The sequence below is a fragment of the Roseibium aggregatum genome (assembly GCF_017309185.1).
Classification (GTDB): domain Bacteria; phylum Pseudomonadota; class Alphaproteobacteria; order Rhizobiales; family Stappiaceae; genus Roseibium; species Roseibium aggregatum_B.
In genome coordinates this window covers 1932112-1952101 of the sequence record NZ_JAEKJZ010000001.1, presented here as the reverse complement: position 1 = coordinate 1952101, position 19990 = coordinate 1932112, and the positions used below count along the sequence as shown (strand labels likewise).

Here is a 19990-nt window from a genome sequence, read left to right as displayed (position 1 = left end):
GTTTCTGAGTTGAACCGCCAGTTACCATTTTCAATCCGACATTCGCTCCGTGCATGCCGCGGCTTGAGACGAACCCCGGTTACCGGTGATCAGAACAGATCGTAGCGTGGGCGATTCTGTTCCCACTGATGCTTGACCAGCGTAACCACTGCGTCATCGCCCTGCACGGGTTTACGGCCAGTTGCCTCAAAAAACTTTGACAGGGCTGCGCGGGTCTTTCCACCCGGTTGACCGTCGACCGGTCCGGGCTCATAGCCAAGATCGGTCAAAGCCTGCTGAAGCACCTTTGCCTTCAAAGACCCGGACGCCGACTTGAGGTCCTTGCGGGCGTTATCCGCCGGCTCCGACGAAGGATCGATAGCCACCGCCAGCGCCAGCATCCTAACCCGGTCACGGCCGGCCTCTTCGCCCGATTTGGTGCCGAGCATCCAGGCGGTGTTGTAGGCGCCCCAACCATCGCCGCGCAGACCGCTTTCGCGGAACCATCTGGTTGCTTCCGCCTCGTCCTTCGCCACTCCCTGGCCATTGTAGTACATCAGACCGATCGCGGTTCCGGCGGCCGGATGCCCGCCTTCGTGAGCCTTCTTGAACCAGCCGAGCGCCGCCTCGTAATCCTGGGGAACGCCTTTCCCGTCACGGTACAGCGTTCCCATGTTCAAGAAGCCGTAAATATCGTTGCGGGAGGCCGAGCGGTTGAAGTAGTAAACCGCCCGGTCCGAATTCTCGGCGACATGCTCTCCATTGAGATAGAAGGTGCCGATGGCGTTGAAGGAAAAGGTATGCCCGGCCTCGACGGACTGGAGAAGCTTTTCCAGGCCGGCCTCTTCGTTCTGGGTCGTGCCATCTCCCTTGATCTGCGCCATGCCCAGCGAATGAAGCGCGTAAGCATCACCGCGCTCGGCTGCTTTCCTGTAAAGTTCGACAGCCTTTTCGCGGTTCCGGTCGATGCCGGCGCCCAGGAAGTACATCCTGCCGAGCACCTGGCCGGACCGCACATGACCCATCTGGTAGGCCTGCTCGAAATAGTCTCCTGCCGCCGACAGATCGCCCGCTGCAAATGCGCCTCGCCCGCGCTGGAAGACAAAGCGGCCGATGCCCGGATAGGCGGCCATGGCCTCGCCGCAGGCCTTGTCGACCTCCTGGGGATCCAGCTGATTGGCGAGCCGGCCTTCGGTCACCGCCTGAAGATCGAAAGGCTGGGTGGCCAGCTGGTCGCATTGGGTTACCCGCGGCTGGACCACCTGAGTGAGCGTTTTCGGCGTCTCTCCAGCCTGGGCGGGAAGTTCCAGTTCGAACCGCCCGGCTTTCGTTTCGCTGCCGATCTGGGGACGGACCGTCAAAGTGGACAGAGCGGAAACCGGAAAGCGGTCGCCGGGCTGCAACAGCCGGCCATCCGACGAAAGCTGCAGATCGTCGTCAAGCGAAACGATTTTCAGCCACTCGTTGGTTGCCGGCAGCCCCTTCACCGGAGCATCCGGGTAAACGAGCACGGGGCCGACGCCGATATCGGCCTCGACCACGTCCGACGCGGCCGAGCTGGTCAGCCAGGACAAAAGCGCGTCGTAAAGTTTCTTCGCCTCCTGCTGCCGCTCTTCCTCGCTCGGACCGGCGGCCTGCGCAACCGTGATGGACGCGATTGCGGACGCTGTTCCGCCCCACTCGTCCTTGACATCGTAACCGATCAGTTCGACATCGCCGGCCCCGGCATCCGCGGGCAGATATGAAAGCCCGGCCAGTTGCGTGGCGCTCAGCACATCGCCCTCGCCAACGGATTGGCCGTCCGGCAGGCGCAATTCGCCTTTTTCCGGCAGAAGGGTCATGGTCACGTCGATGCCACCGCCTTCGGGCTGAACCGGTTCAGGTATGTTGAGCGCCGCGGCTCCGCCCCCCGCTTCAATCGTGACGCGATGATGGGCGGTAACGACCGGCTCCGGTTTTGGCGGCACGAAATAGAAATCGGTGACCAGAGTGGAGTCCTCATAGGGCACCTGCTGACCGCCGGTCTTGCGAACCACTTCGTCGCGGACCCTCGTCATCAGGTCCTTGATCTCCAGGGACGGGTTGAGAGCGTTGTCCACGACAGAGGACGTGAACGGGCTCAACGGACCTTCGCCGTCAAAAGCAACCTGACCCGGACGGGTCGCATAGGAAATGAAAGCGCCGAGTTTGTTCGGAATCCTGCGCAGCCCACGGGTCTTGCCGAGCGCGTATTCCTCCTCGCCGTAAAACAGGCTGCCAATCTCGAACGGATTGTCGCGGCAGGCATCCAGCATCACGATCTGCAGACTGGACGCGGCTTTCATATAGTCCAAAAGGTGGGAAACCTTGAGGCTCTCGAATTCCAGGTCGTATTGGGAAGCCAGCTTGGCATCGGTCGGAAGAATGAAGTTCGCGTCACCGACCTGCAGCGCATGGCCGGAATAGTAAAACAGGGCGGTGTCGCCTTCGTTCAGTTCACGCAGGAACCGCCGGACAACCTGCTCAAGGTCCTTCTTGGCCAGGTTGGTTCCCACGGTGACATCGAAATCGGCCTCCCTCAGGATCCGCGAAACTTCGGCAATGTCATTGAGCGGGTTCACCAGCGGCTCGACAAACTCGTAGTCCTGATTGCCGATCACGAGCGCCACCCGCCGACCGTCGTCCGGTGCGGTGGACGCGACAGCCGTTGACGACAGAAGCGCCAGGCCCAACGGCAGTCCGACGACCCCGATCCGAACGGCTTGGAGCAAGCGGGCTGCCGGTTTTGCTTTTACCGATCCGGCTTGCCGGCTGGCACGGTGTAGATCTTTCCGTTTTCGCATAACGTCCTCAGCGCAGTAATTTGTGTCGCACTTTCGCGCCATAACAAAAAAAAGTCTGTGACGAACCGCACACCATCGACCGTTCTGACTGAAGCGCGCCAAACCCGCGTCGACATGACCCTAAGGAAGAAGATGCATACTTACCGCATGGACGCAAGACGGAACGCGGACAGAAATGAGGGTTTTTACCGATGGCCGTTCGAAATCACCCGGTTCGACCGGTTTCCTTTTTTCTCAATACCTTATACCAAGGATCGTTGAGGAAGGCCCCGTGCCATCAGAGGCTGCCGCCTCTCGCACACCACAGATTATGATTGCGTTGCAAAGCCGTCGGGAAATCAGATGACAGAGCCCCTTCGAATTCGCCCACTGAGCGCAGAAGAAATGCACATCCCTCTCGAAATGGCCCGGCAGGAAGGCTGGAACCCGGGCGCTGAAGACGGGCCCGCCTTTCTGGCCGCCGACCCAAACGGTTTTTTCGGCGGCGAACGGGACGGAGAACTGGCCACCGTGATTTCAGCGGTGCGTTACGGCGAAAGCTTCGGATTCATCGGCTTTTACATCTGCAGGCGCGAAGACCGACACAAAGGCTACGGTCACCGGATCTGGCAACACGCCATGGACCATCTCGGATCGCGCGTAATCGGTCTCGATGCGGTCAAGGAACAGACCGGCAGCTACGCGGGGCATGGCTTCAAGCCGGTCTACCGCAACATCCGCCAGACGGGGACCGCGCTCTGCGACACACCGATGGACCCCCGCATCGCGCCACTCGGTCAAGGCATCTTTCCATCGGTTCTGGAATATGACCGCCGTTTCTTCCCCGCCCCTCGTGAGGAATTCCTGAAGCTGTGGACCTCGCCCACCCTCGAAACCCGGCGCGGCTTCGTGTTCGTTGAACATGGGACCGTCAAGGGCTACGGCGTCATTCGCCAATGCTACGAAGGTTTCAAAATCGGGCCGCTGTTCGGCGACACACCGGAAATCGCCGATATCCTGTTCCGCGCGCTCGCCGGCCAGGTCAAGGGACAATATATCGTCCTGGATACGCCGGAGCCGAATTCCTCTGCTCTGCTAGTGGCTGAAAAATACGAACTGTCGCCGGAATTTGAAACGTTCCGCATGTACCGCGGTCCGGCACCGGAGCTGCCGGTCGACCAGATTTACGGCATCACGACTTTCGAGCTCGGATAACGCTCGGCCACGTCCCTTCCCGGTTCGCTGAAGCGTTCTGTCTCCAATTCCACTATCGGCCGGGCCCCGCTCGAGACCGGTCCCGAACGCATGAAAGCGCGTCAAGCCTGGCTGTCTTGCGCCGCGTGAGCTGCAACTTGCCAATTTTCGCAAGTCCGGAAGCAGCAAAGGTTCATCAAACTGACATTCAACCGATACATATTTGTCATACAGCAGCCCTATTGAAGCATCTGATTGTCGCTAAGTGTCCATCTGACAAAGTTTTTTCATGACAACCAATCCGATTTCCATGTCTGGCAAGCATGCTTTGTCCGTTCGGTCTCTTTCCATGAGTTACGGTACCGAAAGAGTCTTGAACGAGATCAACGTTGATCTCCGCGCCGGGCAGGTTCTCGGGTTGCTGGGCCCTTCCGGATGCGGCAAGACCACGCTCTTGCGATTGATTTCCGGCCTCCTGCTGCCGGACGAGGGCGAAATCGAGATTGCCGGTGAAAAGGTCGCCGCTCCGGCTGTCGGCATTGCCCTGCCGCCGGAAAAACGCGGCCTTGGAATGGTCTTCCAGGACTACGCGCTGTGGCCTCACATGTCGGTTGCCAGGAACGTTGCGTTTCCACTCGAAATGAAGCGCCTCGGCGCCGTCGAGCGCAAGGAACGCGTGGTCAAGGCGCTGGACCGTGTCGGCCTGGCCGCGATGGCTGAACGGCGGCCGTCCGATCTGTCCGGCGGGCAACAGCAACGGGTCGCGATCGCGCGCGCGATCGTGGCCGAACCGCCTCTCGTCCTCTTCGATGAGCCTCTGTCCAACCTCGACCGGGAACTGAGGGAAACGATGGTGGAGGAGATCGCGGATCTGGTCGGCGAGCTCAATCTCAGCGCCGTTTATGTGACCCACGACCAGAGCGAAGCGCTCACCCTCGCAAACCATGTCGCCGTGATGCGTGCGGGACGGATCGAGCAGCTTGCGACACCCGATGACCTCGTCAATCAGCCGAAATCCCCGGCGGTCGCCGATTTTCTCCGTCTGGGGTGCCTGCTGCCCGCCGTAAAAGATTCGGACGGATGGACCGTCAAAGGCACAAATCTGCGTTTGCCAGCCGCGCCGTTCGACGGCGCCGAAGCAGAAGTCCTTTTGCCCGAGCGGGCCTTGTCCCCAAACGGATCCGGAACGGAAAAACTCCAGGCAGAAGTCGTTCGCACGCAAATGCACAGTGCGGGACAGGCTCTCAGCCTGCGCGTCTCCGGAACAGACCACTTGATCCGAATTCTGACGTCAACACCCGTCCGTTCCGGTGAACTGCTCGAGCTATCCTTTTTACCCGAAGACCTGCGCTGGTTCCCAGTCGCAGCCCAAGCAACTTGATGGAGATACTTATGCGCCGTTTTTCTCTGGCCCTTGTCCTGGGCCTTTTGGCCTCGACGGCCGCCCATGCCGATGTGACCGTCTATTCCGCGGGCCCGGGAGGACTGATCAAAAGTCTGGCCGCGGGCTTCACCGCAAAGACAGGCATCAAGGCCAACGTGTTCCAGGCAACCACGGGCAAGGTCATGGCCCGTCTGGAAGCGGAAGCATCCAATCCGGTTGCCGACGTTGTCATTTCCGCATCCTGGGGAACCGCGACCGACTTCGCGGCAAAGGGCCTTCTGCTTTCCTATGAAAGCCCGAACGCGGCAACGGTTCCCGATTTCCTGAAAACGGAAGGCGCCGTCGCCCAGGGCGTCGCCGGGATCATCATCGCATGGAACACCAAGTCCGATACGCCCATGCCGACCGACTGGTCCGACCTGACCAAGCCTGAATACAAGGATCTCGTTACCCTGCCCGATCCGGCCGCATCCGGTGGCACCTACACCCTTGTTGAAGCGTTTTATGCCAACGGCATGACCGACATTCTGCAGGGCCTCAAAGACAACGGCGCGATTGTCGCCGGTGCCAACAAGGCGGCCCTCAACCCGGTTCTGCAGGGCGCCAAAGCGGCCGTCTTCGCAGGCGTGGACTACATCACCATGGGTGCCGCGGCCAAGGGTGAAACCATCGAAGCCATCTTCCCGGCCAGTGGCACGGTGGTCGCACCGCGTCCGATCATGATTCTCAAGTCTTCCCAGAACCAGGAAGACGCGAAGAAGTTCGTCGACTACGTGCTTTCCGAGGAAGGTCAGAAAGAAGTAGCGAAGGTCTACCTGATGCCGTCGCGTACCGACATCGTGGTCGACCGTCCGCTGATTGGCGATCTGAAACTGCTTTCCAAGGAAGGCGCGCCCTCACGGGACGAAGTCCTGGCCGGTTTCAAGAAGATCTTCAACTAATGGCCGGGGGATCCGTGGCGACGGGCGCGGAAGGCAGTTCCTTCCTGAAATGGACCGCTACGCTCGGATTGCTCATCGTCGTCGCGGTCCCCTGCCTTTTCATCGTCGTCCAGGCGATTTTTCCCGAATTCGGGAGTGGCTCTTTCGCCGCTCCCTTTTCCCTGTTTTTCAAGACGCTCGCCGATCCCGACCTGTTCGGCCTTGCGGGCAACACCCTGATCCTGGGGGTCGGCACGGTCGTTTGCGCGGCCATCCTTGCGGTTCCCATCGCCGCCTTGCGGGCGTTGTTCCGAGTGCCCGGCGCGCTGATCTGGGATGCATTGCTTCTCGTCCCTTTCATGATACCGCCTTATATCGCAGCGCTCGGTTGGATCATGACCCTGCAGCCGCGCGGCTACCTCGAGCAAGTCGCGGGCTTCAATCTGGCGCCACTGCTGTTTTCCGTCTACGGCATCATGCTGATCATGGGCCTCAACACATTTTCCGTCGTCTATTTCGTGCTGTCGCGGACCTTCGAGACGATCGGTGCCCGATACTCCGATGTCGGGCGGGTGTTCGGCGCAGGACAGTGGAAATCCTTCTGGCGGATCACCTTTCCGCTCGCCATGCCCGGTCTCGCCGCCAGTCTTTTATTGGTCTTCGCCATGTCGATCGAGGAATACGGCACACCGGCCGCACTCGGCCGTCGGATCGGCTTCGAAGTTCTGGTGACGGGCATCGAGAACCGAATCTCCGAATGGCCGATCGACCTGCCCGGCGCCGCGACGCTTTCACTCGTGCTGGTCTCGATGGCGCTTGCTGCGTTCACGCTTCAACGCTGGCTTCTGACCCGGCGCGACTATCGGATTGTCAGCGGCAAACCCCAGGCATCTGACAAGCGGCGTCTCGGTGTCTGGGCCCTGCCCGTGGTCGCCCTTTTCGCGTTCCTCTCTTTCCTGGCCACAGGCTTGCCCATCCTCGCCATCCTCGCCACGGCGCTGACGCGCACCATATCCGGCGGCTTGACACCGTCCAATTTCGGACTGGACAATTTCCGGGAGCTGCTGGGTTCGGGCAGCGACGGCCTGGTCGCGCTCGGCAACTCCCTTGCGCTGGGTGTCACTACGGCGTTGCTGGCCGGTTTGCTCGGCGCGATCACGGCCTATTCCGTCGTCAAAGGCAGAGGGCGTTTCCGCATCGTGCTGGACGCCTTGTCGATTACGCCAAATTCCCTGCCTGGCGTGGTCGTGGCGGTCGGCATCATTCTGGCCTGGAACCAACCCTGGCTGCCGGTCACGCCCTACAACACGCCCTTCATCCTGTTGCTCGCCTATATCTGTATCCTGTTGCCGCAACCGGTCCGCTACGCCACCGCGTCGCTGCATCAGCTGGGTGACAATCTGGAGGCGGCGGCGCGGGTCAGCGGGTCAGGTCCCTTGCGCGCGTTTGTCAGGATTGTCTTGCCGCTGATCCTGCCCAGCATGGTGACGGCAATGATCCTTGTGTTTGCGGTGGCCTCGCGAGAACTCGTCGCCTCGCTCCTGGTCGCACCGATCGGCTTCCAGACCATCGCAGTCTACATCTGGCAACAGTTCGATCAGGGCTCCGCCGGGCTCGGCATGGCAATGGCCTTTTGCGCCCTTGTCATCACGACGCTCATCCCGCTGGTTCTGGTATCGCTCATGCGGTGGATCTCGAAGGGCACGGTTGCCGGCCTGAACTAATACCAACCGCCCCGAGCGTCCGATAAAAATCAGTGCTCCACATTGCGATAAGCCAAAATGGCCCCGGCCAGATCCTCCAACGCCGCCCCGACCGACTTGAACATCGTCACCGCGTCTTCCGTTTGCCGGCCCGGATGCTTGTCGCGGCACAAGTCGTAGAGATCGGCCTTCACGTCGTCCGGTGAAATGAGCCCTGACTGGAGCGGCTGAACAATATCGCCGCCTTCCACGAGGCACCCGTCCCGCGTATCGACGAAAATCTCCGCCCGCTTCACGAGATCGTCGTCGCTTTCGCGCATGGCCGGCTTGAAGGCACCGACGAGATCCACATGCGCGCCCGGTTTGAGACACTCGCCCAGGATCAGAGGTTCGGACGACAAGGTCGCGGAACTGACGATATCGGCGCGGCCGAGTTCCTGCTTCAGGTTCTCGGCGACCCTGACGGTTGCCGGAACCTTGTCCTTGAGCTCATCGACGAGTTGGGCAGCCTTGTCTGCGGACCTCCCCCAGATCACGACTTCTTCGATGGACCGCACCGCCATGTGGGCAGCGACCAGGTTCGGCGCGAGCCGCCCCGTGCTCAGCACCAAAAGCGTTTTCGCGTCGGAACGCGCGAGATAGCGCGCAGCCAGCGCGGACGCCGCCGCGGTACGCCGCGCCGTCAGTTCACCGCCGTCGACGAGCGCCAGCATTTCTCCGGTCCTTGCGTCGGACAGCAGATACTGGGCGGCGACCGCGGGCAGGTTCCGTTCGGAATTTCCCGGAATCACGTTCACGACTTTCACACCGGCGTAACCCCCGGGCACCCAGGCCGGCATCAGAAGCATGGTTCCGTCAGGTTCGCCCGGGATCTCCATGTCGTGATGATGGCGTGTCGGCATCACGCAACCGGTCCTGAAAATTTCGGCGATAGCGTCGATCAGGTCGGGGAACGGTAGCGCTTCGCGCGTTTGGATTTCGGATAAAAGCAGCATTTTGAACCGGTTATTCAAGGTGGGACGAGCCCGTGACAAAACCATATATGACGTGTCCGACCAAGCGGTGAAGGGCGTCAAAACCGTCCTGGCCGCGAAAAAGTCTACGACAGATCGAAAATCATCAGCACATAGGCGGCAAACAAGGCCAGATGCACCGCGCCCATCAGGTAGTTGGTGGTCCGGCTGCCGAAGGTCAGCAGACTGACGAAAAGGGTCAGAACCAGCATCACGATTTCCGGCTCCTCGAGACCCAACTCGATGGAGTGGCCGGTAAACAGGCTGACCATGAGGACCGCGGGAACGGTCAGGCCGATTGTGGCGACCGCGGAGCCCAGACAAATGTTCACGGCGCGCTGGAGCTTGTTCTCCCGGGCCGCCTGGATCGCGCTCAAACCTTCCGGCATCAGAACAAGCGCCGCGACAATGAACCCGCTCAAAGCCAGCGGCGCTCCCACTCCGGAAATGCCGAAGTCGACATAAAGCGCCAGCTTTTTGGACAGAAGGATGATCGGCACCAGAGCCCCGAGAAGCCCGATCACATGGAACGGCAGCGAGCGCACAACGACGCCGTGATGGTGCTCTTCATCGTCGGCAGCGTCGGGCTGACGAAAGATGTCACTGTGCGTGACCGTCTGGATCGCAAGGAAAACACCGTAAAGAAGGACTGACATCACGACTTCGAACCCCACCTGGAGCAAGGAGAGCTCCCCACCCGGAGCGGAGTGCGTGAAGCGAGGCAGGACGAGAGCGAATACCGAAAGCGGAACAAGCACGGACAGGAAGGCCTGGGCGCCCTGGAGGTTGTAGCTCTGTTCCTTGTGACGCAATCCGCCGATCAAAAGACACAGACCGATGAGACCGGCCAGCACGATCATGACCACCGACAGCATCGTGTCCCGCGCCATGGTGGGGGCGGCGTCGCCCGAGAGCATGATTGCAACGATGAGTGCGACTTCAATGCCGATGACGGCCAGGGTCAGGATGAGTGTCCCGAAAGGCTCACCCAGGATCGTTGCCAGGCATTCCGCATGCCTGACGACGGAAAAGGCGCACCACATGACGGTGAGGAAGATCACCGCGAGCATGACAAGCGACAGGCCGACGCCGAGCTTTTCCGGCTTGAGCGCGTCGCCCGCCACCGTGAACGCGGCAAAAACCGCAAAGCCCGTCAGGCTGGGCAATTCCGATTTGAGTATTGTCACAGGTCACCATCGAGGCATGAATCGAAAAACGAATAGGATGACCGAACTATAGGCTGGCCCGGCGGCCTGCCGCAACAATGGGGCTCTTCACTGAACGGAAAAGCTTCGGGCCGGCAGGTGCCGGCCCGAAGCCTGATGAAGAAAAACCCGGATGGACTCGTCAGATCGCAAGATATTCCTGACGGAGCTCCGCGTTGTCGAGCACTTCCTGGGCTGTTCCGTCGAAGACGACCTCGCCCATATCCAGGATCACGGCCCGGTCGGCGAGATGAAGCGCAGCGATGGCATTCTGTTCGACGATCACCGTTGTGATCCCAAGATCCTTGACACCTTCCAGAATGCGCTCGATCTCCTGAACGATGACCGGGGCAAGTCCTTCGTAGGGCTCGTCAAGAAGCAGCAGCTTGATGTCCCGCGCCAGAATCCGGGCAACGGCCAGCATCTGCTGCTCGCCCCCGGACATGGTCACCGCTTCCTGCTCCCGCCGTTCGGCAAGGCGCGGGAAATGGTCGTAGATCCGCTCGATGGACCAGCCTTTCGGTTCCGCTATCTGTGACAGTTCCAGATTCTCCTGAACCGTGAGACCCGGAATGATGCAGCGGTCTTCCGGCACCAGTCCGACGCCATTGCGTGCCGCCTGATAGCTTTTCATTTCGTGTAGCGGCTTGTGATCCAGCCAGATCTCGCCATGCGTGAGCTGGGGATCGTCCATGCGCGCGATGGTGCGCAAGGTCGACGTCTTGCCCGCGCCGTTCCGCCCGAGCAACGCCAGGATCTCGCCCTCGCGGACATCGAACCCGACGCCCTGGACGATATAGCTCTCGCCGTAATAGGCATGAATGTCCCAAGCGGAAAAGAACGCGGGCGCGGTTCCGCGAGCCTTGACCGGCTGCACGCTCGGCGCCGTTTTCCCGGCAAACTGGTCTTCCAGAATGGTGGTCACAGGTGCGCTCCTCCCAGATAGGCTTCCTGCACTCGCGGGTCGCCCTTGATGTCTTCCGGCTTGCCTTCGGCGATGATGGTTCCCTGCGCCAGAACGGTGACTTTGTCGGCCAGAGAGAACACGACGTGCATGTCGTGTTCGATGACGACCTTGGTTATGCCCCGGTCGCCGATCCTCTTCAGGAGATCGATCGTGTTGTTGGTATCCGCCCGGGACATGCCCGCGGTCGGTTCGTCCAGCAACAGGAGTTTCGGTTCCTGAGACAGGCACATCGCCAGTTCGAGCCGGCGCTTGTCGCCGCGCGACAACGATCCGGCGATGCTATCCTTCTTTTCCGCCAGGCCCACATCTTCCAGCATATGCAAGGCCTGATCGACGATCTCGGTGTCCTGGTCGAGGCGCTTGAACGCATGCAACGCGAACACGCCGTCCCTTTTCGCCATGGTCGGGATCATCACGTTTTCCAGAAGGGTGAGTTCGGAGAAGATCTCCGGTGTCTGGAACACGCGCGAAACGCCCACCTGATTGATCTCGTAGGGTTTCATGCCGGTGAGCGAAATATCGCCGAACTTCACGGTTCCGGTATCGGGCGCCAGGCGCCCGATCATGCAGTTCAGGAAGGTCGACTTCCCTGCCCCGTTGGGGCCGATGATCGCGTGCACCGTCCCTTCTTCAACGGAGAAGTTCACATTGTTGAGGGCCCGCAAACCGCCGAAGGATTTGTTCACACCCTCTACACGTAGGATTTCCATGTTTGTTTCCTTACTCTGCAGGGGCGGCCGCGCCGCTCGGTTCAGCCTTGCCGGGCTTGCGCCTGAACAGCTTCCTGATCCGGGCAATACCTTCCATCAGTCCGCCAGGCAGGAAAATGACGATCAGCATGAACAGGACGCCGAGCGTCAGGTGCCAGCCCTCGCCGACGAAAAGGCTCGAGACCGACACGATCGGGTACTCGATCCAATCCGGCAGGAAGCCGAAAATCTCATGCAGTGTCTGTTCGTTGAACGCGGAGAAGATGTTCTCAAAGTACTTGATCAGAGCTGCGCCGAAAATCGGACCGAGCAGGGTTCCGGCACCTCCGAGGATGGTCATCAGAACAATCTCGCCGGATGCCGTCCACTGCATGCGCTCCGCCCCCGCAAGCGGGTCCGTGATACACATCAGAGCCCCCGCGAGACCGGCGTACATTCCCGAAATGACGAACGCCGCCAAGGTGTAGGGACGCGGGTTCAAACCCGTGTAGGTCATGCGGTTCTGATTGGTCTTGACCGCCCTGAGCATGATGCCGAAGGGCGAGCGGAAAATCCGCTGCGCGATGAAGAAGCCGATCAGAAGAACCACCGCGCAGAAGTAGAACCCTGCGTAACCGGTCATCTCGATGCCGAACAGGTTCGACAGAAGCGGCCCGTCGCTTTCGGTGGAGCCGTCGAACAGGCGCGGATCGGATTGCAAGACGCGCAACCCCGTTTCGCCGTTGGTGATCGGCGTGAGCACCGAGTAGGCAAGGTTGTAGGACATCTGAGCGAATGCCAGGGTGAGGATCGAGAAATAGATCCCCGACCGGCGCAGCGAGACGTATCCGATCGCAAGCGCGAACAGCCCGGAAGCTATGACCGCCATGATGGCGGCCGGGATCGGATTCATCCCGAGGAGCTTGAAAGTCCACACCGCGGTGTAGGACCCGACCCCCAGGAAGGCGGCATGACCGAACGACAGGTAGCCGGTCAGACCGAACAGCAGATTGAAGCCAGTGGCGAAGAGGCCGAAAATGGCGAATTTCTGCAAGAGATCCGGGTATCCGGCTCCGATCGGCTCAAGCCAGACCGGCATTGTCAGCACTGCGACGGCAAAGACGGCGAAAAAGATGTAGTCGCGCATGGGAGATGTTTGCGTTGCCATGATTTGTTAGCTCTCCATGACGCCCCTGCGGCCGAGCAGCCCGCGCGGACGCACAAGCAGGATGACCACAGCCACGAGATAAATGATGATCTGGTCGATGCCGGGCAGGATCGCCTTGACTTCGTTCATGGAAGCAAACGACTGCAGGATGCCGAGCAGAAAGCCCGCGGCGACCGCGCCGGGCAGCGAGCCCATGCCGCCAACAACGACAACGACGAAGGACAGCACAAGGAAGTCCATCCCCATGTGATAGTCCGGCGGCAGTATCGGCGTGTACATGACCCCAGCGAGGCCCGCGACGACGGCGGCGATAGCGAACACGATGGTGAAGCGGCGCTCGATGTTGATGCCGAGCAGTCCGACCGTGTGCCTGTCGGCCATACCGGCGCGCACGACCATGCCGAAGGTGGTGAATTGCAGGAAGGCGAAAACGGCGGCGATCACAACGGCGGCGAAACCGAGGTAGACCATGCGCCAGTACGGATAGACGATCACGCCGGGATCAAAGCCCAGAACCGCACCGATGTCGGCAGCCCCCCTCACCGTTTCCGGAGCGGATTGCGGAATCGGGTTGGCGCCGAAGATGGATTTGACGACTTCCTGGAGAACGATCGCGAGACCGAAAGTCACCAGGATCTGATCCGCATGAGCCCTGTTGTAGAAATGCTTGATCAGGCCGCGTTCCATGACAAAGCCGACCAGCAGCATCACCGGGATTGCAAGAAGGATCGAGACCGGAACCGAGAAGTTGAGCAGCCAGGCGCCGAAGTCCCCGAGATAGGCCTCGACATAGGGCGTGCGGATTTCAAGCGGCGTTCCCCACGCGGTGGTCTTGTCCGGATCGATTGTCACCAGTTCCAGACTGAGCAGCGCGTTGAAGGAAACCGCGCAGAACGCGCCGAGCATGAACAAGGCGCCGTGCGCGAAATTCACAACACCGAGCGTGCCGAAGATAAGGGTCAAACCGAGCGCGATCAGCGCGTATGCACCGCCCTTGTCCAGCCCGTTGAGCAATTGAAGTAGTATGACATCCATGATGGTTTAGCCGTTGGTTCCTGAACCCTCTGCCCGAAAAACCGAACAGCCGCCGAGCCGTTTCGTCCGGCGGCTGTTCTTTTCATGAGCGCTTATGCGCCGTTGTTGCAGGTACCGAGGTCGCCCTTGACGTCTTCCATGTCGGGAGCGTACTCGACCTGGGCGCGCGGAGTGATCTCGACGACTTCGAGAAGGTCGAACTGCGAGCTCGGATTTTCCTTACCCTTCACGACCAGAACGTCCTTGAAGCACTGGTGGTCCGCGCCACGGTAGAGGGTCGGACCGTTGCCGAGCCCGTCGAACTCATAGTCTTCAAGGGCCGCTGCAACCGCGCAGGGTTCAAAGGTTCCGGCGCGCTGGCAGGCATCCGCGTAAAGGATCGCCTGCGCGTAGCAGGTGTGCGCGGCCTGGCTCGGCGGGAAGCCGTATTCCTGACCGAAGGACTTGACGAATGCCTGTGAGCCTTCGTCCTGCAGCGACCAGTTCCAGTTGGTGGAGCCGAAGATGCCCTTGATGGCATCGCCCGCACCCTGCGCCATAAGGCGGGAGAACAGCGGAACCACGATTTCGAACTGCTTGCCGTTGACCTGCTTTTCACGCAGTCCGAACTGCACGGCCTGGGTCAGAGAGTTGACCATGTCCTTGCCGTAGTGGTTCAGGACAAGCACGTCGGCGCCGGAGTTGAGAACCGGTGTCAGGTACTGCGAGAAGTCGCCCGCCCCGAGCGGGGTGCGGACTGCTGCGACCGTATTCCAGCCAAGCGCTTCGGTATACTTCTTGATCGACCCTTCCTGAGACCAGCCCCAGGTGTAGTCGGCGGTCAGGTGATAGGCCTTGCGGTCGGTGCCGAAAGCGTTTTTCAGCACCGGAGCCAGGGCGGCGCCGGTCATTTCCGTGTTGAAGAAGTGACGGAAACCGTTCGCCCGACGGTCCTTGCCGGTCGTGTCGTTGGAGTGGGTCAGACCGGCCATGAAGATGACGCCGGCTTCCTGGCACAGCGACTGAACGGCGATCGCAACGCCGGAGGACGAACCGCCGGTGATCATGATGGCGCCGTCTTTTTCGATCATGCGCTTCGCCGACGCGCGGGCGGCGTCCGACTTGGTCTGCGTGTCGCCGGTGACGTAAGCGACTTTCTTGCCGTTGACACCGTTGCCTCCCAGCGCCTTCGAGGAGAAGGTGTTCAGCATGCCGCCGTCGCCTTCGCCATTGATGTGCTTCACGGCAAGCTGATAGGCGCGCAGTTCGTCCGCGCCTTCATCGGCGTAGGCGCCGGTCTGCGGAACGTTAAATCCGAAAGTGACTTCTCCGCCCTTGGGCTCGTTGAGATAAGGCGCAGACCAGGCGCTGCTGGTAAATACGGTCGGCGTCGCCAAGGCGGCACCGCCCATGGCGCCCGCACGCAGAATGGAACGCCGATTGAGGGGTTTACGAATTAAGCTCATGCTTTCCTCCCAGAAGGCGGGTGCATCCACCTCGGACGCACCCGTGATAGCTGTACAGCCGCAAGCGGTTTCGACTTTTACCCTACCGGCGCACCGGTTCCTCCGCGTCAAAACCACAAGCTGGCCCGACTGTAGAAAAATCAAACACTTTACAGCAATACGACTATCGGCGCGCTTCAACGTAATCGATTATTATACTTTGGGTGTATTACATTTCCTTTTCTTAATACGGATACTTTGAAATAATGCGTTGCAGCATTCGATTAAATACATTTACTCAATAATTTAGCGACCTCGTTTTTGGCGCTGCGAAGTTACTTTGACGTAATGGTAAAAGCATACGGCCGCGCTACCGATAGACCAAAGTTGAGGGTCAGGCCTGCGATGCAAATTCATTGACCCTGTCGAAAACCGCGAGATAAGGTCCCGGTCTTACCTTTCCTTCCGATGCAGGACTCCGCTCAAAATGATCTTGAAATCACTTGATGAACTCCATTCCCATTATGGAACCGCAGGCGAAGCGTCCCTGATCAAGGAAATAGACCACCTCAGCCCCGCTTACAGAAAGGTCGTCGAGGCGTCTGTCTTTTGCGCGCTGACGACTTGCGGACCGGAGGGGCTGGACTGTTCTCCGCGCGGCGACGACGGTCCTGTCGTGCGGGTGGCGGATGAAAAGACATTGCTGATGCCGGACCGCAGAGGCAACAACCGGATTGATTCCCTGCGCAATATCATCCGGGACCCAAGGGTCTCCCTGATGTTCATGGTGGCGGGCTGGAACAATGTGCTCAGGGTGAACGGAAGAGCGGAAATATCCGTCGACCCGGACCTCATCGCTTCCTTTGAAAAAGAAGGCCATCTGCCGCGAACAGTGATCGTCATCCACATCGAAACCGCCTACTTTCAATGCGCAAGAGCGATCCTGCGGGCCGATCTCTGGAACCCGGAGAAAAGAATCATGGAGGGTGACCTGCCCAGCCCGGGCGCTATCATGCAGGAAATCAAGGATAGTTTCGACGGGAAGACCTACGACGCGGATTGGGTTGGCCGCGCGGCAAAAAGCATGTGGTAGGTCAAATTCCGTCCAAGCGGTGCGGCGCAATCAAGGAAAAGGCCCTTGGCTGCTGCTCTGCAAAGCGCCATATCTGAACCAACTGAAAACCTTTCCTCTTGAGGGTACCCATGACCGTCAATCCGCTGCTCGCAGACTGGACCACCCCTTTCGAACTTCCCCCTTTCGGCGACATAGAACCGCGCGATTTCGACGAAGCGTTCGAAAAGGCGATGGCCGAAGCGCGCGTCGAAATCAACGGTATCGCGAGCCAGACGGCCGAACCGACTTTCGAAAACACGATCACCGCGCTTGAAGCGTCCGGGAAGCAATTGTCAAAAGTCGCGCGCACCTTTTTCAATCTGACGGGCGCGCACACCAACAGCGATCTTCAGAAAATCGAGCGCGACGTTGCGCCGAAGCTGGCAAAGCATTCGTCCGACACGCTCTTGAACGCCGACCTCTACAAGCGCATCGCAGCCCTTTGGGACCAGCGTGAATCCCTCGGTCTCGGCGACGAAGAGACGAAAGTTCTCGAACGCTATCAAAAGATGTTCCAGCGCGCCGGCGCCGGCCTCGGCGAAGCGGACAAGACACGCATGGCGGAGATCTCGCAGCGGCTGGCGGTGCTGGGAACCGGTTTTTCCCAAAATGTCCTGAAAGACGAGTCGGACTACCAGCTCGTTCTGGAAAGCGCGGAGGACCGCGCCGGTTTGCCCGATTTCCTGCTCACCTCGGCGGCAGAGGCCGCCCGGGAGCGCGGCCTTGACGGCAAGCATGTCATCACCCTCTCCCGCTCCTCCATAGAGCCTTTTTTGCAGTTTTCGACCAACCGGCGGCTGCGCGAGGAAGCGTTCAAGGCCTGGGCGAGCCGCGGCGAAAACGGCGGCGAGACGGATAACCGGAACATCATCCAGGAAACGCTGGCCCTGAGAGCCGAAAAAGCCAGGCTCCTCGGATTTGAGAATTTCGCCGCCTTCAAACTCGATGACACGATGGCGAAAACTCCCGGTAACGTGCGCGATCTCCTGACCAGGGTCTGGGAACCCGCCGTCGCGCAGGCCCGCGCAGAGGAGGCCGCGCTCGCGGATATGGCGCAAAGCGGCGGAGAGAATCATCCGATCGAGGCCTGGGACTGGCGTTTTTACTCCGAAAAGGTCCGAAAGGCGGAGCACGACCTCGATGAGACCGAACTGAAGCCTTACCTTCAGCTCGACAAGGTCATCGAGGCCGCATTCGACACCGCCGGACGCCTCTTCGGTCTGTCCTTCAAGGAACTTCACGACCTGCCGGTCTATCATCCGGACGTGCGCACCTTCGAGGTGCTCGACCGGAACGGCAATCATGTCGGCCTGTTTTTGGGAGACTATTTCGCCCGCTCCTCGAAACGCTCCGGCGCCTGGATGAGCGCCTTCCAGTCGCAGCACAGGCTTGACGGCGACGTCCCGCCGATCATCGTCAATGTGATGAATTTCTCCAAGGGAGCACCGGGAGAAGCGACCCTTCTGACCTTCGACGATGCCAGAACGCTGTTTCACGAATTCGGCCACGGCCTGCACGGGCTCCTGTCGAACGTGACCTACCCCATGATTTCAGGAACAAGTGTTGCACGGGACTTCGTCGAACTCCCTTCGCAGCTCTACGAGCACTGGCTCTCGGAACCCGAAGTTCTTTCAAAATATGCCGTCCATTACAAAACCGGCGAGCCCATGCCGGAAGAACTCCTTACCAAGCTTCTAGCGGCGGCGAACTTCAATCAGGGTTTCGCCACCGTCGAGTACACGGCGTCGGCCCTGATCGATCTGGAGCTGCATCTGCTCGAGCGGCCGGAAGATCTCGATATTTCGGCCTTTGAGGCCCGGGAACTCGGTAAACTCGGCATGCCGAAAGCCATTACCATGCGCCACCGGATTCCGCATTTTCAGCACGTCTTTTCCGGAGACGGCTATTCAGCGGGATACTACAGCTACATGTGGTCCGAGGTGATGGACGCCGATGCCTTCGACGCCTTCAAGGAAGCCGGAGACATTTTCGATCCCGAAACGGCGGAAAAGCTGCTGACGCATATCTATTCCGCCGGAGGGCGGCCGGACCCGGAAGAGACCTATATAGCTTTCCGAGGCCGGGCGCCAAAGATCGACGCTCTTCTGGAAAAGCGCGGATTTGCCGCGTAAAAACGAAGGTGATCGAAGATGACCCTCCACCTCGACCCGACGACGCGGCTCTCGCGCCTGTCCCTCGCCCTGGGCGGGCTTTCCGGTGCCTTGGGTGTCGTCAGCCTTGCCCTTTCGGCTCATAGCTCGGCGTCGGATCTCATGGCGACCTCGGCGCAGATGCTGTTGTTTCACGCACCGGTGTTCCTCGGCCTCGGCATTCTGTCCCAGGTCCGCAGCAGCCCGTTCCTTACCCTCTCCGTGCTCCTGTTCTCTTGCGGCCTGACGCTCTTTTGCGGCGACCTGTTCTCGCGCATGATCCTCGGCCACCGCCTCTTCGCGATGGCCGCTCCGACAGGAGGACTGCTGGTCATTCTCGGTTGGATCGCAATCGGCCTCAGCGCCTTCAGCATCAAACCGAGACGATCACCTTCGTAGCCGGATCAGCCTTTCAGCCGCTCCGCGTGCCAGCGAACGTGATCACGCGCAAAGGTCGACACGAAATAATAGGAATGGTCGTAGCCGGCGTGCATCCGGTAGCTGTGCGCCGTTTTCGTTTCGGTCAACGCTGCGCCCAGCGCCTGTGGCCTCAAGAGGTCCAGAAACTGGTCGTCAGCCCCCTGGTCGATCAGTATGTCTCCGGCCCACCCCTTATGTCTCAACAGCAAGGTTGCGTCATGGCCGGACCAGACGGCTTCGTCCGGACCGAGATAGGCGCCAAGCTGCTTCCGGCCCCAGTCGGATTCGGTGGGATTGGCGATTGGAGCAAAGGCGGACAGGGACTGGTAGTGTCCGGGATATTTCATGGCGAGCGTCAGCGCACCGTGTCCTCCCATGGAATGTCCAGTGATGCCATGGAGCACCGAAACGGCGAAGTTGTCCGTTACAAGATCCCTAAGTTCGCTTGCGATATAGGTCTCCATCCGGAAATGCGGTGCCCAGGGAGACTGCGAGGCATCGATGTAAAAACCGGCGCCCTGGCCGAGATCGTAGGCTTCGTCGTTGGCAATGCCTTCGCCACGCGGGCTGGTGTCGGGAAACACGAGCGCCAGTCCAGCCTCCGCCGCATGCGCCTGAAGACCGGCCTTTGTCATGGCGTTTTCGTGGGTACAGGTCAGCCCGGAAAGGTACCAAAGACATGGCACCGGTCCTTCCTGTGCCTGCGGCGGCAGATAGACGGCAAAAGTCATGTCACAGCCGCAGGCCTGCGAGGCATGGCTGTAAACGCCCTGGATGCCGCCGAAGGATTTGTTTTCTGAAACGGTTTTCATTTGGCGGAAAGC

16 protein-coding genes are annotated in these 19990 nt (G+C 60.1%); 7 read left to right on the top strand and 9 right to left on the bottom strand.

The features are described 5' to 3' along the window. Positions 1–89 precede the first annotated feature (89 nt). Positions 90–2729, bottom strand: a complete 2640-nt coding sequence (locus JF539_RS08420) for a caspase family protein (protein WP_207139850.1) — start codon at positions 2727–2729, stop codon at positions 90–92. A 456-nt stretch (positions 2730–3185) separates the two neighbouring features. Between JF539_RS08420 and JF539_RS08415 the strand changes: the two genes are divergently transcribed. The 4 genes from JF539_RS08415 to JF539_RS08400 all read left to right on the top strand — a co-directional run bounded on the left by JF539_RS08415 (position 3186) and on the right by JF539_RS08400 (position 8002). Further along, the gene (locus tag JF539_RS08415) at positions 3186–3995 is read left to right on the top strand and encodes a GNAT family N-acetyltransferase (protein WP_236042356.1); all 810 of its coding nucleotides are present in this window, start codon (positions 3186–3188) and stop codon (positions 3993–3995) included. A 328-nt stretch (positions 3996–4323) separates the two neighbouring features. Continuing rightward, positions 4324–5355: an ABC transporter ATP-binding protein gene (locus JF539_RS08410; RefSeq protein WP_236042355.1), complete on the top strand. Its 1032-nt coding sequence runs from the start codon at positions 4324–4326 to the stop codon at positions 5353–5355. 11 nt (positions 5356–5366) lie between these two features. Continuing rightward, a complete protein-coding gene (locus JF539_RS08405) occupies positions 5367–6299 on the top strand; it encodes an ABC transporter substrate-binding protein (RefSeq protein WP_207139848.1) in 933 nt (310 codons plus the stop codon). Further along, positions 6299–8002: an ABC transporter permease gene (locus JF539_RS08400; protein ID WP_207139847.1), complete on the top strand. Its 1704-nt coding sequence runs from the start codon at positions 6299–6301 to the stop codon at positions 8000–8002. Before JF539_RS08405 ends, JF539_RS08400 begins: the two co-directional genes overlap by 1 nt. A 29-nt stretch (positions 8003–8031) precedes the next feature. Here JF539_RS08400 and JF539_RS08395 read toward each other — a convergent pair whose 3' ends face one another. From JF539_RS08395 to JF539_RS08365, 7 genes are all read right to left on the bottom strand, one after another. Further along, positions 8032–8976, bottom strand: coding sequence for an ornithine cyclodeaminase family protein (locus JF539_RS08395; protein ID WP_207139846.1), 945 nt, complete (start codon positions 8974–8976; stop codon positions 8032–8034). A gap of 104 nt (positions 8977–9080) precedes the next feature. Next, entirely contained in the window at positions 9081–10181 is a 1101-nt protein-coding gene (locus tag JF539_RS08390) for a calcium:proton antiporter (protein WP_207139845.1), read from the bottom strand. A 160-nt stretch (positions 10182–10341) separates the two neighbouring features. After that, positions 10342–11076, bottom strand: coding sequence for an ABC transporter ATP-binding protein (locus JF539_RS08385; RefSeq protein WP_207140896.1), 735 nt, complete (start codon positions 11074–11076; stop codon positions 10342–10344). Between the two features lie 44 nt (positions 11077–11120). Further along, a complete protein-coding gene (locus JF539_RS08380) occupies positions 11121–11876 on the bottom strand; it encodes an ABC transporter ATP-binding protein (RefSeq protein WP_207139844.1) in 756 nt (251 codons plus the stop codon). 10 nt (positions 11877–11886) lie between these two features. Further along, complete coding sequence (locus tag JF539_RS08375) at positions 11887–13023, bottom strand: branched-chain amino acid ABC transporter permease (protein WP_207139843.1); 1137 nt, start codon at positions 13021–13023, stop codon at positions 11887–11889. Positions 13024–13029: 6 nt separating this feature from the next. Beyond that, on the bottom strand, positions 13030–14058 hold the full coding sequence (locus JF539_RS08370; RefSeq protein ID WP_207139842.1) for a branched-chain amino acid ABC transporter permease: 1029 nt from the start codon (positions 14056–14058) through the stop codon (positions 13030–13032). 92 nt (positions 14059–14150) lie between these two features. Beyond that, complete coding sequence (locus JF539_RS08365; protein WP_207139841.1) at positions 14151–15503, bottom strand: substrate-binding protein; 1353 nt, start codon at positions 15501–15503, stop codon at positions 14151–14153. A gap of 466 nt (positions 15504–15969) precedes the next feature. On the opposite strand from JF539_RS08365, the gene JF539_RS08360 reads away from it, so the two are divergent. From JF539_RS08360 to JF539_RS08350, 3 genes are all read left to right on the top strand, one after another. After that, a complete protein-coding gene (locus JF539_RS08360) occupies positions 15970–16575 on the top strand; it encodes a pyridoxamine 5'-phosphate oxidase family protein (RefSeq protein WP_207139840.1) in 606 nt (201 codons plus the stop codon). A 110-nt stretch (positions 16576–16685) separates the two neighbouring features. Continuing rightward, entirely contained in the window at positions 16686–18728 is a 2043-nt protein-coding gene (locus tag JF539_RS08355) for a M3 family metallopeptidase (protein ID WP_207139839.1), read from the top strand. 18 nt (positions 18729–18746) lie between these two features. Further along, positions 18747–19145 carry a DUF423 domain-containing protein gene (locus JF539_RS08350; protein ID WP_207139838.1) on the top strand — a complete coding sequence of 133 codons (399 nt, stop codon included), beginning with the start codon at positions 18747–18749 and terminating at the stop codon, positions 19143–19145. A 5-nt stretch (positions 19146–19150) separates the two neighbouring features. Here the strand turns inward: JF539_RS08350 and fghA are convergent, their stop codons facing one another. Further along, positions 19151–19978: an S-formylglutathione hydrolase gene (gene fghA / locus JF539_RS08345; RefSeq protein ID WP_207139837.1), complete on the bottom strand. Its 828-nt coding sequence runs from the start codon at positions 19976–19978 to the stop codon at positions 19151–19153. Between the last annotated feature and the right edge of the window lie 12 nt (positions 19979–19990).